The sequence below is a fragment of the Blastomonas aquatica genome (assembly GCF_014639875.1).
GTDB classification, from domain to species: Bacteria; Pseudomonadota; Alphaproteobacteria; order Sphingomonadales; family Sphingomonadaceae; genus Blastomonas; species Blastomonas aquatica.
In genome coordinates this window covers 142,531-157,766 of the sequence record NZ_BMGD01000006.1, presented here as the reverse complement: position 1 = coordinate 157,766, position 15,236 = coordinate 142,531, and the positions used below count along the sequence as shown (strand labels likewise).

The 15,236-nt window shown below is 64.0% G+C and carries 14 protein-coding genes; 11 read left to right on the top strand and 3 right to left on the bottom strand.

Annotated elements, in window-relative coordinates:
* Window positions 1-23 precede the first annotated feature (23 nt).
* Window positions 24-1,343, top strand: a complete 1,320-nt coding sequence (locus tag IEW00_RS15750; protein WP_188515486.1) for a sensor histidine kinase — start codon at window positions 24-26, stop codon at window positions 1,341-1,343.
* A 160-nt stretch (window positions 1,344-1,503) separates the two neighbouring features.
* Here the strand turns inward: IEW00_RS15750 and IEW00_RS15745 are convergent, their stop codons facing one another.
* Window positions 1,504-1,791, bottom strand: a complete 288-nt coding sequence (locus IEW00_RS15745) for a chorismate mutase (RefSeq protein WP_188515372.1) — start codon at window positions 1,789-1,791, stop codon at window positions 1,504-1,506.
* Between the two features lie 117 nt (window positions 1,792-1,908).
* Between IEW00_RS15745 and IEW00_RS15740 the strand changes: the two genes are divergently transcribed.
* The 4 genes from IEW00_RS15740 to IEW00_RS15725 all read left to right on the top strand — a co-directional run bounded on the left by IEW00_RS15740 (window position 1,909) and on the right by IEW00_RS15725 (window position 7,484).
* The gene (locus tag IEW00_RS15740) at window positions 1,909-2,937 is read left to right on the top strand and encodes a polyprenyl synthetase family protein (protein ID WP_188515371.1); all 1,029 of its coding nucleotides are present in this window, start codon (window positions 1,909-1,911) and stop codon (window positions 2,935-2,937) included.
* A gap of 52 nt (window positions 2,938-2,989) precedes the next feature.
* Window positions 2,990-4,396 (top strand): MATE family efflux transporter, encoded by a 1,407-nt coding sequence (locus IEW00_RS15735; protein ID WP_188515370.1) that lies wholly within the window; start codon window positions 2,990-2,992, stop codon window positions 4,394-4,396.
* A gap of 160 nt (window positions 4,397-4,556) precedes the next feature.
* On the top strand, window positions 4,557-6,998 hold the full coding sequence (gene hrpB / locus IEW00_RS15730) for an ATP-dependent helicase HrpB (RefSeq protein ID WP_188515369.1): 2,442 nt from the start codon (window positions 4,557-4,559) through the stop codon (window positions 6,996-6,998).
* A 207-nt stretch (window positions 6,999-7,205) separates the two neighbouring features.
* Complete coding sequence (locus tag IEW00_RS15725; RefSeq protein WP_188515368.1) at window positions 7,206-7,484, top strand: NADH dehydrogenase ubiquinone Fe-S protein 4; 279 nt, start codon at window positions 7,206-7,208, stop codon at window positions 7,482-7,484.
* 37 nt (window positions 7,485-7,521) lie between these two features.
* On the opposite strand, the gene ruvX is transcribed toward IEW00_RS15725, so the two are convergent.
* Together ruvX and IEW00_RS15715 are read right to left on the bottom strand one after the other, a co-directional pair.
* The gene (ruvX, locus tag IEW00_RS15720) at window positions 7,522-7,980 is read right to left on the bottom strand and encodes a Holliday junction resolvase RuvX (RefSeq protein WP_188515485.1); all 459 of its coding nucleotides are present in this window, start codon (window positions 7,978-7,980) and stop codon (window positions 7,522-7,524) included.
* Window positions 7,977-9,089: a DUF3089 domain-containing protein gene (locus IEW00_RS15715; protein WP_188515367.1), complete on the bottom strand. Its 1,113-nt coding sequence runs from the start codon at window positions 9,087-9,089 to the stop codon at window positions 7,977-7,979. The genes ruvX and IEW00_RS15715 overlap by 4 nt, the downstream gene beginning before the upstream one ends.
* A 168-nt stretch (window positions 9,090-9,257) precedes the next feature.
* Between IEW00_RS15715 and gatC the strand changes: the two genes are divergently transcribed.
* The 6 genes from gatC to rpsG all read left to right on the top strand — a co-directional run bounded on the left by gatC (window position 9,258) and on the right by rpsG (window position 15,209).
* Window positions 9,258-9,545 (top strand): Asp-tRNA(Asn)/Glu-tRNA(Gln) amidotransferase subunit GatC, encoded by a 288-nt coding sequence (gene gatC, locus IEW00_RS15710; protein WP_188515366.1) that lies wholly within the window; start codon window positions 9,258-9,260, stop codon window positions 9,543-9,545.
* Between the two features lie 119 nt (window positions 9,546-9,664).
* Entirely contained in the window at window positions 9,665-11,149 is a 1,485-nt protein-coding gene (gene gatA / locus IEW00_RS15705; protein WP_188515365.1) for an Asp-tRNA(Asn)/Glu-tRNA(Gln) amidotransferase subunit GatA, read from the top strand.
* A gap of 2 nt (window positions 11,150-11,151) precedes the next feature.
* The gene (gatB, locus tag IEW00_RS15700; protein ID WP_188515364.1) at window positions 11,152-12,654 is read left to right on the top strand and encodes an Asp-tRNA(Asn)/Glu-tRNA(Gln) amidotransferase subunit GatB; all 1,503 of its coding nucleotides are present in this window, start codon (window positions 11,152-11,154) and stop codon (window positions 12,652-12,654) included.
* Between the two features lie 193 nt (window positions 12,655-12,847).
* Window positions 12,848-14,101, top strand: a complete 1,254-nt coding sequence (locus tag IEW00_RS15695) for an HD-GYP domain-containing protein (RefSeq protein WP_188515363.1) — start codon at window positions 12,848-12,850, stop codon at window positions 14,099-14,101.
* A gap of 205 nt (window positions 14,102-14,306) precedes the next feature.
* Window positions 14,307-14,678, top strand: coding sequence for a 30S ribosomal protein S12 (rpsL, locus tag IEW00_RS15690; protein WP_017670439.1), 372 nt, complete (start codon window positions 14,307-14,309; stop codon window positions 14,676-14,678).
* A 60-nt stretch (window positions 14,679-14,738) separates the two neighbouring features.
* The gene (rpsG, locus tag IEW00_RS15685; protein WP_054134238.1) at window positions 14,739-15,209 is read left to right on the top strand and encodes a 30S ribosomal protein S7; all 471 of its coding nucleotides are present in this window, start codon (window positions 14,739-14,741) and stop codon (window positions 15,207-15,209) included.
* Window positions 15,210-15,236 lie beyond the last annotated feature (27 nt).

The window sequence follows — 15,236 nt, the reverse complement described above, 5'->3', positions numbered from 1 at the left end:
ACACCGGATCGCTCAGCCGCCGGATGATCGGCATTGCTGCGGCATGGATCTTCGTGCTGCTGCTCGGCGGCGGGCTCGCGCTCGACCGCATCCTGACCAACACCGTCACCACGAGCTTCGACGACCAGCTCGAATATGTGCTCACCGCGATGATCTCTTCGGCGGAAATCGGCCCCGATGGCGAGGTGTTCTTCAACCGACCGCTCGGCGATCAGCGCTTCCTGGAACCCAACAGCGGGCTCTACTGGCAGATCAGCGGCGCGGGCCATGCCGATTTCACCTCGCGCTCATTGTGGGATCGCGCGCTGCGGATAGAGACCGCGCACGCTGACCGCGAGCCGCATATCTACAATTCCGAGCAATTTGCCGATGCCGAACTTCGGATCATCGAACAGTCGATCTATCTGCCCGGATCCAAGGTGCGCTGGCGCTTCGTGGTGGCGCAATCGCGCGATGCAATGGACATGCAGATCCGTCAGCTGCGCCAGACGCTGACCTATAGCTTTGCCTTGCTGGCGCTGGGGCTGATCATCCTTGCCGCGTTGCAGACGCTGTACGGGCTATGGCCGCTGCGCAAGGTGCGCGAGGCGATCCAGGGCATGCGCACCGGCAAGATGGACCGGGTGCGCGATCCGATGCCAATCGAGGTGATGCCGATGGTCGAGGAATTGAACGCGCTGCTAGAGCATAATGAAAAGCAGGCCGAAGAGGCGCGGCGTCATGCGGGGAATCTGGCGCACGCGCTCAAGACCCCGCTGACAGTCGTGATGAACAGCGCCACCGCGCGCGCCGATGACCTTGCCGATACCGTGATCCGCGAAGCCGCGGTGATGCGCCGCCAGGTCGATCACCATCTGGCGCGTGCGCGCGCGGTCGGCCGGCGGGGCCAGGCGCTTGCCCGGGCCAATGTGTGGGAAAGCGCGCAGGCGGTGGAACGCGCGGTGTCGCGGTTATATCCGCATATCCGCTGTGATCTGGATGGCAGCAAGACCGCGATGGTCGCGATCGAACGGCAGGATCTTGAGGAAATGCTCGGCAATCTGGTTGAGAATGCCGGCAAATACGGCGGTGGTAGCGTTTTCGTGACGATTGATCCCAAAGGATCGGCCGACCCCAAGCTAGTCGACATCTGGATCGAGGACGACGGCACCGGCATCCCCGAAATCGAACGCGTGCGGATCTTCGATCGCGGTGCGCGGCTGGATACGGGCAAGCCGGGGACCGGGCTGGGTCTCGCTATCGTGCGCGATGTTGCGGAGATTTATGGCGGGCTGGTCGAGCTCGACGAGAGCGAGGACCTCGGCGGGCTATTGGTGCGGTTGAGGCTGCCGAGGGCGGGGTAGGGTGGCCCAAATCCTCCCCTGCAAGGGGAGGGGAACCACGAAGTGGTGGAGGGGAAGCGGGATTGCACAGCAGTGCGGCCCGTGTGCAACCCCGCTTCCCCTCCGTCAGCCCTGCGGGCTGCCACCTCCCCGTTCCGGGCGAGGATTTTGAAAGCTTAATTTACCCAGCGTCCCTGATCTTTTCATGATGCCGGATCACCTCGTCGATCACGAAGCGCAGAAACTTCTCCGAAAAATCCGGGTCGAGATCGGCATCGACCGCCAGCCGCTTCATCCGCGCGATCTGCTGGTCCTCGCGGCCGGGATCGGCAGGGGGCAGGGCGGTCTTGGCTTTGTATTCGCCCACCGCCTTGGTGATCTTGAAGCGCTCGGCGAGCATGAAGATGAGCGCAGCATCGATATTGTCGATGCTTTGCCGGAAAGCGGCCAGGACGGGATCGTGCGCCATAACGGTAAAGCCCTATCAGCTAAGGTGTCCGCAACGGGACCGGAATCACGCTACGGATCACATCACCGCTGCGCTTTGCGCTTGCCTTAAGCCATGCGGATTGCCACATCGCAACCCATGACAGCGACTATCCACCCGATCGGCCGCCCTGGCAGCGCGCCTGCCCCCGTTCCCAGCCTTGATCCGATCATGGCGCTTGTTGCCCAGGATATGAACGCCGTAAACAGCGTGATTCTGGACCGGATGCAGTCGAAAATTCCGCTGATTCCCGAGCTCGCAGGGCATCTGATCGCAGGCGGCGGCAAGCGTATGCGGCCGATGCTGACGCTGGCGTGCGCGCGGCTGCTCGATTATCCCGGAACCCGGCATTACAAATTGGCAGCGGCGGTGGAGTTCATCCACACCGCGACGCTGCTGCACGATGACGTCGTCGATGGATCGGACATGCGCCGCGGCAAGAAGGCCGCGAACCTGATTTTCGGTAACCCGGCCACGGTGCTGGTCGGCGATTTCCTGTTCAGCCGCTCGTTCGAATTGATGGTCGAGGATGGCTCGCTCAAGGTGCTCAAGATCCTGTCGGGTGCATCGGCGATCATCGCCGAGGGCGAGGTCGATCAGCTCACCGCGCAGCGCCAGATCGAGACCAGCGAAGAACGCTATCTCGCGATCATCGGCGCCAAGACCGCAGCGTTGTTCGCCGCCGCCTGTCGGATCTCAGCGGTGGTGGCAGAGCGCAACGAAGCCGACGAACTCGCGCTCGATGCTTATGGCCGCAATCTGGGGATTGCCTTCCAGCTGGTCGATGATGCGATCGATTATGTCTCGGACGCCGCAAAGATGGGCAAGGACGTCGGCGATGATTTTCGCGATGGCAAGGTCACGCTGCCGGTCATCCTGGCGTATGCGCACGGCACCCCTGAGGAACGCAAGTTCTGGGAAGCCGCGATCATCGGGCATCTGACATCGGACACTGATCTTGCGCATGCGACCGATCTTCTCCGCCGTCACAACGCCATCGATCTGACACTCGACCGCGCCCGCCACTTCGGCCAGCGCGCTATCGATGCGATCGCTGGCTTCCCCAGTGGCAAGGCCAAGGCGGCGCTGATCGAAACGGTCGAGTTTGCCATCGCAAGAGGTTATTGAACCCGGCTGACCCGAATCACCGGGCAGTCCCGGTTTATCGAGTTTCAGTCAAATGACGGCGCTTTCAGCCACCTCCATTCCTGCCGATGCCCGGCCCGCTTCGTTGCGGATCGAAATCCGCGCGCTGCTGCTGCTCGCCGGGCCTTTGGTGCTGGGCAATCTTGCGCAGATGGCGATCCACACCACCGAGGTGATCATTCTGGGCCGCTACAGCGTGCAGGCGCTCGCAGCAGCAGCGCTGGCGGTGAACCTGTATTTTGCGTGCGGCACATTCGGCATGGGGCTGATGACCGCAGCCTCACCGATGATCGCCTCCGAGCGCGGGCGGCGCGGGCATTCGGTGCGCGATATCCGGCGGACGGTGCGGCAGGGCTTCTGGGTCGCCCTGGCGGCGAGCATTCCGATCTGGGCTGTGTTGTGGCAGGCCGAGAGCCTGTTCCTCGCGATGGGGCAACAGCCTGATCTGTCGCGCGATGCGGGGCAGTTCATGCGGGTGGCGATGTGGGGGCTGCTGCCCTGGCTGCTGCAGTTCGTGCTGAGGCTATACGTCTCGGCGCTCGAGCGGCCGATTTGGGGGGTGATCGTCACGTTGTGCGGCGTCGGGGTCAATCTGATCGCCTGCTGGGCGCTGGTGTTCGGCAACCTGGGTTTTCCCGAGATGGGGCTGATGGGCGCAGCCTATGCCAACCTGATCGCCAACTGCACGCTGTTCATCGTCATGGCGCTGGTCGTCAGCACGGTAAAGCCGTTCCGCCGCTATCGCCTCTTCGGGCGGTTCTGGGTCGCTGACTGGCCGCGCTTTGCCGGACTGTTCCGGCTGGGCCTGCCGATCGCGATCACCTTTGCCTTCGAGGTCGCGATCTTCAGCGCGGCAGCGTTCCTGATGGGGCTGATCAGCCGCGACTCGCTCGCCGCACACGCGGTGGCGATCCAGATCGCCTCCTTCGCCTTCATGGTGCCGTTCAGCCTGTCGCAGGCCGCGACGGTGCGCGTCGGGCTCCATCATGGACGGCGTGACGCGGTGGCAGCATCGCGCGCGGGCTGGGCGGCTTTGGGTGTCGGGGTGATTGCGGCATGCGTGATGTCGGCGCTCATGACCGCGTTTCCGGAATTTCTGGTCGGGTTGTTCATCGATCCTGCCGATGCGACCGCTGCGGTGGCGTTTCAGCTGGCGCTCGGCTTCATCGTGGTTGCGGCGATCTTCCAGCTGGTCGATGCGGTGCAGGCGGTGGGCGCAGGCGTGCTGCGCGGATTGCAGGACACCCGCTGGCCGATGATCTTCGCCGCCTTCGGATACTGGGTGGTCGGCATGGGAACCGCCTGGTTCTTTGCGTTCAACCTGGGCTGGGACGGTATCGGGGTGTGGATCGGGCTCGCAGCGGGGCTTGCGGTGGTCTCGGTGCTGATGGTCGGGCGCTGGATGATGCGCGGCAGGCTCGGGCTGGGGGTTTACCAGTAAATGCAACCTTCCCCGAGTTCCCGAGCGAAGTCGAGGGACGTGTCCGCAATCGGCAGCGTGTACGTCCCTCGACTTCCCGGCATGGCCGGGAAGTTTATCCCGGGCGGCTGGCTTGCCAGCCAGCCGAAGGGCTCGGGACAAACGGACAGCGGAGGCGAGCGTGGCTAACCTCCCGATCCATGCCGTCCTCCCGGACTTGATCGCCGCGCTGGCGACCGACCCCAACGCCGTCCTCGTCGCCCCACCGGGCGCGGGCAAGACCACATCGGTCGCGCCGGCCTTGCTGGGCCAGTCGTGGTGCACCGGGCAGATCCTGCTGCTGTCGCCACGCCGCCTCGCCGCGCGTGCCGCTGCCGAACGGATGGCGGAACTGGCGGGCGAGGCCGTCGGCCAGACGATCGGCTATGCCACCCGGATGGACAGCAAGAGCAGTGCGGCAACCCGCGTGCTGGTGCTCACCGAAGGGATCTTCGTCAACCGCATCCAGGCCGATCCCGAGCTGGTGGGGGTCTCGGCGGTGCTGTTCGACGAAGTGCACGAGCGCAGCCTCGACAGCGATTTCGGCCTTGCGCTGGCGCTTGAGGCGCAGGGAGCGTTCCGGCCCGACCTGAAACTGCTCGCGATGTCGGCGACGCTCGATGGCGCGCGCTTTTCCGGGCTGATGGGCGATGCGCCGGTGATCGAGAGCGAGGGCCGCTCGCACCCGCTCGACCTGCACTATCTGGGGCGGCGCGGCGAACAGCGGCTGGAAGATGCAATGGCGCAGGCGATCCGTACCGCGCTGCGTGAGGAGCAGGGGGATGTGCTCGCCTTTTTCCCCGGGGTCGCCGAGATCGCGCGGACGCAGGAACGGCTCGCCGGATTGGGCGATGCCATCGCGGTGCTGCCATTGCACGGCACGCTGACCCCGCCCGAGCAGCGCGCGGCCATCCGGCGCGATCCCGATGGTCGCCGCAAGGTCATCCTCGCCACCAGCATCGCCGAGACCAGCCTGACCATCGATGGCGTGCGGATCGTCGTCGACAGCGGCATGGCGCGGCGCGCGCGCTACGATCCGCTCGCGGCCACCACCCGTCTGGTGACCGAACGCGCCAGCCAGGCGGCGGCGACCCAGCGTGCTGGCCGCGCCGCACGCCAAGGGCCGGGCGTCGCCTATCGGCTTTGGGAGGAGGCTGCGACCGGGGGGCTGCCGCGCTTCGATCCGCCCGAGATCCTCGACAGTGATCTGGCACCTCTGGTGCTGCAATGCGCCGCCTGGGGAGAGAGCGACCCGCTCCGGCTCAACTGGCTCGATCCGCCGCCTGCGCCGCTGCTCGCCGAAGCGCGCAAGCGGCTGCAGGCGCTCGATGCGGTGGATGGTAGCGGCGCGATCACCCTGAATGGCCGCGCGATCGCCGCGTTGCCGCTGCCGCCGCATCTGGCGCATATGGTGCTGTGCGGCGCGCGTGCAGGCGTCGCCTTGCTGGCGGCGGAGATTGCCTTGCTGTGCCAGGAGCGTGGGCTGGGCGGGCAGGGCGAGGATCTCGATGCGCGGCTGATGCGCTGGCGTTCCGACCGGGGAGAGCGGGCGTCCAAGTCACGCAAGCTCGCGCAGCGTTGGGCGCAACTTGGAGAGCGACAGGTACGCGAAGTGCAAGCTGCCGACCTTCCGCCTGCGATCCTGTTGACGCTGGCGTTTCCTGATCGGGTGGCCAAGCGCCGCGATGCAACGGGCGAGGCCTGGGCCAGCGCGGGCGGGCGCAGCTTTCGGCTCGATTCTGCGTCATCGCTGATCACCGCTGATTGGCTGGCGATTGGCGAGGTGCAGGGCAAAGCCGCCGATGCCCGCATATTGGGCGCGATGGCGCTCGATCCGGCCGATGTCGAAACGCATCTCCTGGCGCGAATCGAACGGGTGAGCCGCTGCAACTTTGCGCTCGCAGAACGCCGCGCCGAGGCCCGGCTCGAACGCAGGCTCGGCGCCATCCGGCTGGCGAGCGGGCCTGACCCTGCGCCTTCGCCCGAGGCGTTGTGCGCTGCGCTGATCGGCGGGGTGCGCGAACATGGGCTGGACCTGCTTCACTGGGGCGACAAGGCGCACGCCTTGCGGCAGCGGGCAAGGTTCGCCGGGATCGCAGTGCTCGACGACACCACGCTGCTCGCGAGCCTTGAGGACTGGCTCGCGCCTGTGCTTGCCGGGCACCGCTCGCTGGCAGCGGCGACACCGGGGAATCTGCACAACGCGCTGCAGGGCCTGCTCGGCTGGGATATGGCGCAGACGATCGACCGGGTAGCGCCGCCGGAGTTCGCCAGTCCCGCAGGCACCCGCCACGCCATCGACTATTCCGCCACCGCAGGGCCGACCGTCGAGTTGCGCGTGCAGGCGCTTTATGGGCTCGACGATCACCCGGTGGTGGGGCGGGACCGCATCCCGCTTGTGCTCTCGCTGACCTCGCCTGCAGGTCGCCCGATCCAGACCACCCGCGATCTGCCCGGCTTCTGGCGCGGCAGCTGGCGCGACGTCGCCAAGGACATGCGCGGCCGGTACCCGCGCCATCACTGGCCCGATGCGCCTTGGGAGGCGGCGGCGAGCCTGGCGACGAAGAAGCGCCAGGGGATTTGAACGGCGCGTGGGAGAGGCTCAAAGCTGATTCCGTTCTCCAGCGAAAGCCGGAGCCCAGGGGCGATGTTGCGCTGCAGCCGCTCTGGATTCCGGCTTTCGCCGGAAAACGGGGAGGGGAGAGAGCACCCCATCCACCCACACCGTGCTTGACCCGCCCCTGCGCCTTGTAGCATGGGCAGCGAAACAGATTTCCCGGGACGACAACCAATGGCCGCACGCATTTTTCAGCGCACCAAGAACCCCATGCAGTCGGGCCGCGCGCTCACCGATCTGTGGGTGCTCGAGTTCGAGCCAGCCGAGGCGAAGAAGCCTGATCCGCTGACCGGTTGGGCGGGGTCTGGCGATACGCGCCAGCAGATCAGCCTGCGTTTCCCGGATGCGGATGCGGCCAAAGCCTATGCCGACAAATACGGCATTGAAGCGCGGATCGAAACGACACCTCCGCGCCGCCTGAAAATCCAGGCCTATGCTGATAACTTCCGGTGATTTTCTGCGCTGAGGCTTGATCTGAAGCGCACGCCTATCAACCTACCAGCGAATCGATCGCGCCCTGCAGGATGAAGGCTGCGGCCGCCGAATCGACTCGCTCGGCGCGCTTGGCGCGGCTGACGTCGGCGTCGATCAGCGCGCGCTCCACTGCCTGGGTCGACCAGCGTTCGTCCTGCAGCAGGATCGGCAGGCCCAGCACCGAGATGTTGCGCGCAAAGGCACGCACGCTTTGCGTCTGCGGGCTGTCGGTGCTGTCCATGTTGAGCGGCAGCCCGATCACCAGCCCGACGATGAACTGATCGCGCACCAATTGCTCGATCTGTTCCTTGTCCTTGCTGAACTTGGCACGCTTGATCGTCTTGGCGGCGGTCGCAAAGATCCACCCGGCATCGCAGAACGCGGTGCCGATGGTCTTGCTGCCGACATCGAGCCCGATCAGCCGTCCGCCATCGGGCAGCGCCTCGCGGAATTCCGCAGGTTTCGTCGTGATCAGCGCGCCAGAAATGCCGCGACCCTCCGCTCGGCATCCGCGCGGATATTCGCCCAGAACAGCGGATAATCATACACGTGATAATTGTTGCCGGGCAGCACGTAATTGCCCATCTGCGGCTCTCCACCCAGCAGCAGCAAACCGCGCTCATCGCAGCGCGCGGGCACGATCGCGGGGGTGATGACGCCATCGGTGAGCGCGTCATTGGGAACCAGCGTGCCGATATTCGCGTCGGCAGCCGCCTCGTCGCCCATCACCCCGGTGAGCGGGTTGACGCACAGCATCGGCGATGTGCCGCGAAGCTCGCCGTTGAACCCGATGCTGATGTCATAGACCGAGAGGATCAGGTTGGGCTCGGCCGGTTCGCCGAAGCTCTGCCACGATAGCATGCAGCCCGTCTGCTCAGGATCGCTGCACGCGGGCAGGCCCAGTGCCAGCAGATCGGTGGTCAGCGAAACCGGCCAGCCGACGACATAGGCTGCGACGATCCGGTCGGCGAGCGGGCGGGTCACGACGCGCTGGCGCATCAGCGTGGTCAGATGCAGCGCGCCCTGGCTGTGCCCGGCGATGATGATCGGCATGTCCGCGGGGATTTCTTCAAGAAATTCGTCAAAGGCCGCCAGCACATCCGAATACGCCGCGTCGAAGGCCATCTGCGCTTCGGGCTTGTCGGTCAGGAAGGCGCCGATTGCGGCCTGGCGATAGCGCGGCGCCCAGACCTCGCCGATGCCGTTGAACACGCTGGCCTGGCTGCGCAAGAAGATCCGCGCCCGGTCCTGCGATTCCTTGTCACCCAGCGGCGCGTTCCAGAATTCGCGTTTCATATACGATGTCGGGTGGATGTAGAACACAGCGACCTTGGGCGCTGCGGTGGGCGCGAAACCCTCTGGCGTCCACAGCGACGGGTTGGCGGCACCGGTGATTTCGGGGCGGGAGAACCACATCTCCTGATCGGCATAGGCGCTCATTTTCACCGTCTCGGGTGCGACGAATTCGGTCGAAGGAACGAATGCAGCGGCGAAAATCTGCTGCGGAAACAGGCGGTAAGCAGCGAAGACGGCAACCAGAATGAAGACGATCGTCGCGATCAGATACAGAAACTTACGGGCCAAAAACTGTCTCCGGGGCAGGCGGGGACGGGCCATCGCGCGGCCAGTCGAACCGCGCATATAGGGGCGAGCCCCGGCCACTGCCAGCGGTGTTTGATCACAGCATCGATAACGCAGCCGCAGCATTTGCCCGCTTGAAGGCCGGGCAGGTGGGTGCTAGCCGATCAGGCTATGTCAGTAGATAGCAAAACCGTCAAAAAAATCGCCAGCCTGGCCCGCATCGCGATGAGCGATGACGAGATCGAGGCTATGGTCCCCGAATTCAACGGCATTCTGGGCTGGGTGGAGCAATTGGGCGAGGTCGATGTCACCGGCGTCGAACCGATGACCGCGGTGATACCCAACGTGCTGCGTTTGCGCGACGATGTCGTCACCGACGGCGACATCCGCGACAAGGTGCTGGCCAATGCGCCCGCTGCCGAGCACGGGTTTTTCGGCGTGCCGAAAGTGATCGAATGAAATCCGCAGGATTTCACTCGATCATCCCGGACAGCGGCGCAGCCGCGTACGATCCGGGATCCAGAACAAAAGCAGCAAGCGTTGACGTTTCAGGCGTCGTACGCCCCGGAGCATATTGAATGACCGACCTGACCGACCTCGGCATCGCCGACATCCGCAACGGCGTGCGCGCTGGCACCTTCAGCGCGCGCGAAGTGGCGACCGCCTTCAACGCCAACGTCGCTGCGGCCAAGGCGCTCAACGCGTTCCTGATCGATACGCCCGAGCATGCGCTCGCCGCGGCCGATGCGATCGACGCCAAGCGCGCCGCGGGCGAGGACCTGCCGATCATGGCGGGCGTGCCGATCGGCATGAAGGATTTGTTCTGTACGGTCGGCGTCGAGGCGCGCTCGGCGAGCAAGATTCTCAATGGCTTCAAGCCGACCTACGAATCGACCGTCAGCCAGAAATTGTGGGATGCAGGCGCTGGCATGCTGGGCAAGCTCAACATGGACCAGTTCGCGATGGGGTCATCGAACGAGACCAGCGCGTTCGGCAACGTGATCTCGCCCTGGCGGCGCAACGATGGCGGCAATGCAGCGCTGGCTCCCGGCGGCTCTTCGGGCGGTAGCGCGGCGGCGGTTTCGGCGCGGCTGTGCCCCGGCGCGACCGGCACCGATACCGGTGGATCAATCCGCCAGCCTGCGGCCTTCACCGGTATCTCGGGTATCAAGCCGACTTATGGCCGCTGTTCGCGCTGGGGCGTCATCGCCTTTGCCTCGTCGCTCGATCAGGCAGGGCCGATGGCGCGCGACGTGCGCGATTGCGCGATCATGCTCGAGGCGATGAGCGGCTTCGATCCCAAGGATTCGACCTCGCTCGACCTGCCCGTGCCGCATTGGGAAGCGGGCCTCTCGAGCAATCTGACGGGCAAGCGCGTTGGTATCCCGAAGGAATATCGTCTCGATGGCATGGATGCCGAAGTGGCTGCCGTCTGGGACAAGGGTATCGAATGGCTGCGCGATGCGGGCGCCGAGATCGTCGATGTGTCGCTCCCGCACACCCGGCATGCGTTACCGGCCTATTATATAATCGCACCTGCCGAAGCCTCGTCGAACCTCGCGCGCTATGATGGCGTGCGCTATGGCCAGCGCAACCTGCCCGATGGCGCAGGATTGCAGGACATGTACGCCGCGACCCGCGCTGCGGGCTTTGGCCATGAGGTCAAACGCCGGATCATGATCGGCACCTATGTGCTGTCGGCGGGTTTCTACGACGCCTATTATACCCAGGCGCAGAAAGTGCGGACGTTGATCGCGCGCGATTTCGAGCGGGTTTGGGACAGTTGCGACCTGCTGCTCGCGCCGACCGCTCCCAGCGCTGCGTTCGCGCTCGGCCAGGAATCGGACGATCCGATCGCGATGTATCTCAACGATGTGTTCGCAGTTCCCGCCTCGCTTGCCGGATTGCCGGCCATGTCTGTCCCCGGCGGTCTCGACAGCCAGGGCCTGCCGCTTGGCCTGCAGATCATCGGCAAGCCGCTCGACGAGCAGGGCGTGCTGAACGCAGGTCTGGCAATCGAAGAACGCGCGGGCTTTACCGCGCGCCCGGCACAGTGGTGGTGACAATGACCGAATCAACCTATCGTATCCAGGGCGCCACCGGTGAGTGGGAGGTCGTGATCGGCCTTGAGGTGCATGCGCAGGTGACCAGCAACGCCAAATTGTTTTCGGGCGCGGCGACCACCTTTGGGGCAGAGCCCAATGCGCAGGTGAGCCTCGTCGATGCTGCGATGCCCGGCATGCTTCCGGTGCCCAATGGCGAATGCGTCCGCCAGGCGGTACGCACCGGCATGGCCTTGAACGCGCAGATCAACCGTTACTCGCGGTTCGATCGGAAGAATTATTTCTACGCCGATCTGCCGCAGGGGTATCAGATCAGCCAGCTCTACCATCCGATCGTCGGCGAAGGCGCGATCGAGATCAGCCTCGACGAAAAGAACCCTGACGCGCACACCAAGACGATCGGCATCGAACGGCTGCATCTCGAGCAGGACGCGGGCAAGCTGATGCATGATCAGCACCCGACGATGTCGTATGTCGATCTCAACCGCTGCGGAGTCGCGCTGATGGAGATCGTATCGCGGCCCGACATGCGCTCGCCCGCAGAGGCCGGGGCGTATCTCAAGAAATTGCGCTCGATCCTGCGCTATGTCGGCTCGTGCGACGGCAACATGGAAGAAGGCTCGATGCGCGCCGATGTCAACGTTTCTGTGCGCAAGCCCGGCGACGAATTCGGCACCCGCACCGAGACCAAGAACGTCAACTCGGTACGCTATGTGATGGCGACGATCGAGCATGAAGCCAGCCGTCAGGTCGACGTGATCGAAAGCGGCGGCACCATTGTGCAGGAAACGCGGCTGTACGATCCCGACAAGAACGAGACCCGCTCGATGCGGTCGAAGGAAGATGCGCATGATTATCGCTACTTCCCCGATCCCGATCTCCTGCCGCTCGAGCTCGATGACACGTTCCTTGACGCCTGCAAGGCATCGCTGCCCGAACTGCCCGATGCCAAGCGCAAGCGGTACGAGAGCGAGCTGGGCCTGTCTGCGTACAACGCTGCGGTACTGACCGCCGAGGCGGAAACTGCGCGCTGGTTCGAGGCGCTGCTCACCGAAAGCGCCAAGGCGCAGGGCAAGCCCGAAGCCGAAGTCGCCAAGGCTGCGGCGAACTGGCTGCTGTCCGAGCTCTACGGCGCGTTGAACCGCATGGCCAAGACGATCGACGATAGCCCGGTCAGCCCGGCCGCAGGCGCCGAGCTCCTGGCTCTGGTTGCAGGCGGTACGATTTCGGGGACCATCGCCAAGCAGGTGTTCGAGATCATGCTCGAAACCGGCGAGGGGGCAGGCGCAATCGTCGAGGCGCGCGGCCTCAAGCAGACGTCCGATACCGGCGCCATCGATGCCGCGATCGCCAAGGTTCTCGCTGACAACGCTGACAAGGTCGAGCAGTATCGTGGCGGCAAGGAGGCCTTGTTCGGGTTCTTTGTCGGTCAGACGATGAAGGCAATGCAGGGCAAGGCCAATCCGCAGATGGTTAACGAGCTGCTGAAGAAGGCGCTTGGCTGATCGTTGCCAACATTTGGCGCAATAGTGCCATTTTGTAACATTTTCTGGCGGCGGTCGCGAGCTTACCAGCCATTAATGTTTATGTCTGATACCGGTGTCGAAAACGATTGTATGTAAGCCGGGGGGCATCAGTGAACGACACTGCAAACAAAGATGGCCCGGCGCCAGACGATGGACGGGTGGCGGGCTGTTGTTGAAGCATATCAAACCGGCCGAGGTGAAGGCGGGCATGTTCATCCACGGCTTTGTCGGCTCGTGGTTCGATCATCCGTTCTGGCGCAAAAAATTCCTGCTGGTCGATCAGGGCGACGTGCTCAAGATCCGCGCGAGCAATGTCTCGGCGGTGATCATCGACAGCGAGCGCGGGGCCGCGCCGGCAGAACCGGAGCCTCCGACGGTCGCCACTACACCTGATTATCAGCGCAAGGCTGTTTTGGTCACCAGTCGCTACGCTTCGTCCAGGCCGCTGCCGCGCAAAACCAGTTTTCGTCAGGAAACCCGCCGGGCCGTCCGGATCGTCGAGAAATCGAAGCAGCAGGTCGGCGCGATGTTTGAATCGGCGCGGCTGGGGCAGGCGGTGAAGTTGCCCGAGGTGCTGCCGCTGATCGATGAAATCCGCGAATCGGTCGAGCGCAACAGCAAGGCGCTGATCAGCCTGGTCCAGTTGAAGACCAAGGACGAATACACCTATATGCACTCGCTTGCGGTGTGCACGTTGATGATCAACTTTGCGCGCAAGCTCGATCTGGACGACGAAACTATCCGGTCGATGGGAGTGGCAGGGCTGCTGCACGACCTCGGCAAGATGGCGGTGCCGCAGATGATTCTCGACAAGACCGAGCGCCTGACCGCCGATGAAATGACGACGATCCGCAGCCACCCGGAGCGCGGACATGCGCTGATCGGCAACAATCGCGATATTCCCGATATCGCCCGCGATGTGTGCCTGCATCATCATGAGAAGATGGATGGGTCGGGTTATCCGTTCGGTCTCAAGGGCAGCGAAATCAGCATGGCCGCGCGCATGGGCGCGATCTGCGATGTCTATGACGCCGTAACATCGAATCGCCCTTACAAGGACCCCTGGACCCCATGCACCGCGCTGGGACGCATGATGCAATGGGAGGGGCACTTCGACGAGCGGCTGATGCAGGTCTTCATCAACAGCCTGGGGCTGTATCCGGCAGGCGGGCTGGTGCGATTGAACGATCACCGGCTGGCGCTGGTGGTCGATAATTGTGCCCAGGATCCCGCTGGGGTCCGGGTCCTGCCGTTCTATTGCACATCAAGGCTTCAGGAACTGACGCCGGAGGAAATCACGGTTGTGCCTGATCGCGGTGTGCAGATCCTGGGCACCGAACGGCCCGAGTTCTGGCACTTTGAAGAATGGTCCCGTATGCGCAACACGATCCTGTCAAAGGCGGCTCCATTGTCCGCTGCGGCTTGACCGCGCGAGGATTCGCAGTTAAGGGCCGCGCTTCCGAATGTCTGGACGCATTGCGCCCGGCATCCGGAGAACCAAGCAGACACTGGCGTCAGGTGCGGGTGGGAAAAAGGCGGAGCCTCCACCATATCGATCCGTTGCAATACGGACCGGGCACGTATCGGGCGGCAGAGTAACCTTACCTTATACCAATCAGGTGAAGAGAAACATGCCAACGATCAACCAGCTGGTCCGCAAGGGCCGGGTACCCCAGAAGGCGAAGTCCAAGGTACCCGCAATGGATGCAAACCCGCAGAAGCGTGGCGTTTGCACCCGTGTCTATACGACGACTCCGAAAAAGCCGAACTCGGCGCTTCGCAAGGTGGCTAAGGTCCGTCTGACCAACAGCCGTGAAGTCATCACCTACATTCCGGGTGAAGGCCACAACCTGCAGGAGCACTCGGTTGTGCTGATCCGCGGCGGCCGCGTACGCGACCTTCCCGGTGTGCGTTACCACGTGCTGCGCGGCGTTCTCGATACCCAGGGTGTCAAGGACCGCAAGCAGAGCCGTTCCAAGTACGGTGCCAAGCGGCCCAAGTGATCCTCGCGGGGTGCTGGTCACCCCGTTTGAAGGTCACGCCTTTTTCAGGAGTCATCCAATATGTCACGTCGTCGTCGTCCAGAAAAGCGCGTCATTCTTCCCGATCCCAAGTTCGGTGATCTGACGCTTTCGAAATTCATGAACAACCTGATGCTTGACGGCAAGAAGTCCGTCGCAGAGCGGATCGTTTATGGCGCCATGGAAACCATGCAGGCCAAGGCCAAGGCCGACCCGCTGCCGATGTTCCACGATGCGCTGAACAACGTGAAGCCCGGCATCGAAGTCCGCAGCCGCCGCGTCGGTGGTGCGACCTATCAGGTTCCCGTCGAAGTGCGCCCCGAGCGTGCCCAGGCTCTCGCCATCCGCTGGCTGATCTCCGCAGCGCGCAATCGCTCGGAAACCACCATGGCCGCGCGTCTGTCGGGCGAGCTGCTCGATGCTGCAAACAATCGCGGCAATGCGGTCAAGAAGCGTGAAGACACGCACCGCATGGCCGAAGCGAACCGTGCCTTCTCGCACTATCGCTGGTAATCAGACGATCTCTCTGCCTTAGGGCAG

Coding starts and splice junctions, on each gene's coding strand:
- IEW00_RS15750 (WP_188515486.1), top strand. CDS start 24: ATGATCGGCATTGCTGCGGCATGGATCTTCGTGCTGCTGCTCGGCGGC.
- IEW00_RS15745 (WP_188515372.1), bottom strand. CDS start 1,791: ATGGCGCACGATCCCGTCCTGGCCGCTTTCCGGCAAAGCATCGACAAT.
- IEW00_RS15740 (WP_188515371.1), top strand. CDS start 1,909: ATGACAGCGACTATCCACCCGATCGGCCGCCCTGGCAGCGCGCCTGCC.
- IEW00_RS15735 (WP_188515370.1), top strand. CDS start 2,990: ATGACGGCGCTTTCAGCCACCTCCATTCCTGCCGATGCCCGGCCCGCT.
- IEW00_RS15725 (WP_188515368.1), top strand. CDS start 7,206: ATGGCCGCACGCATTTTTCAGCGCACCAAGAACCCCATGCAGTCGGGC.
- gatC (WP_188515366.1), top strand. CDS start 9,258: ATGTCAGTAGATAGCAAAACCGTCAAAAAAATCGCCAGCCTGGCCCGC.
- gatA (WP_188515365.1), top strand. CDS start 9,665: ATGACCGACCTGACCGACCTCGGCATCGCCGACATCCGCAACGGCGTG.
- gatB (WP_188515364.1), top strand. CDS start 11,152: ATGACCGAATCAACCTATCGTATCCAGGGCGCCACCGGTGAGTGGGAG.
- rpsL (WP_017670439.1), top strand. CDS start 14,307: ATGCCAACGATCAACCAGCTGGTCCGCAAGGGCCGGGTACCCCAGAAG.
- rpsG (WP_054134238.1), top strand. CDS start 14,739: ATGTCACGTCGTCGTCGTCCAGAAAAGCGCGTCATTCTTCCCGATCCC.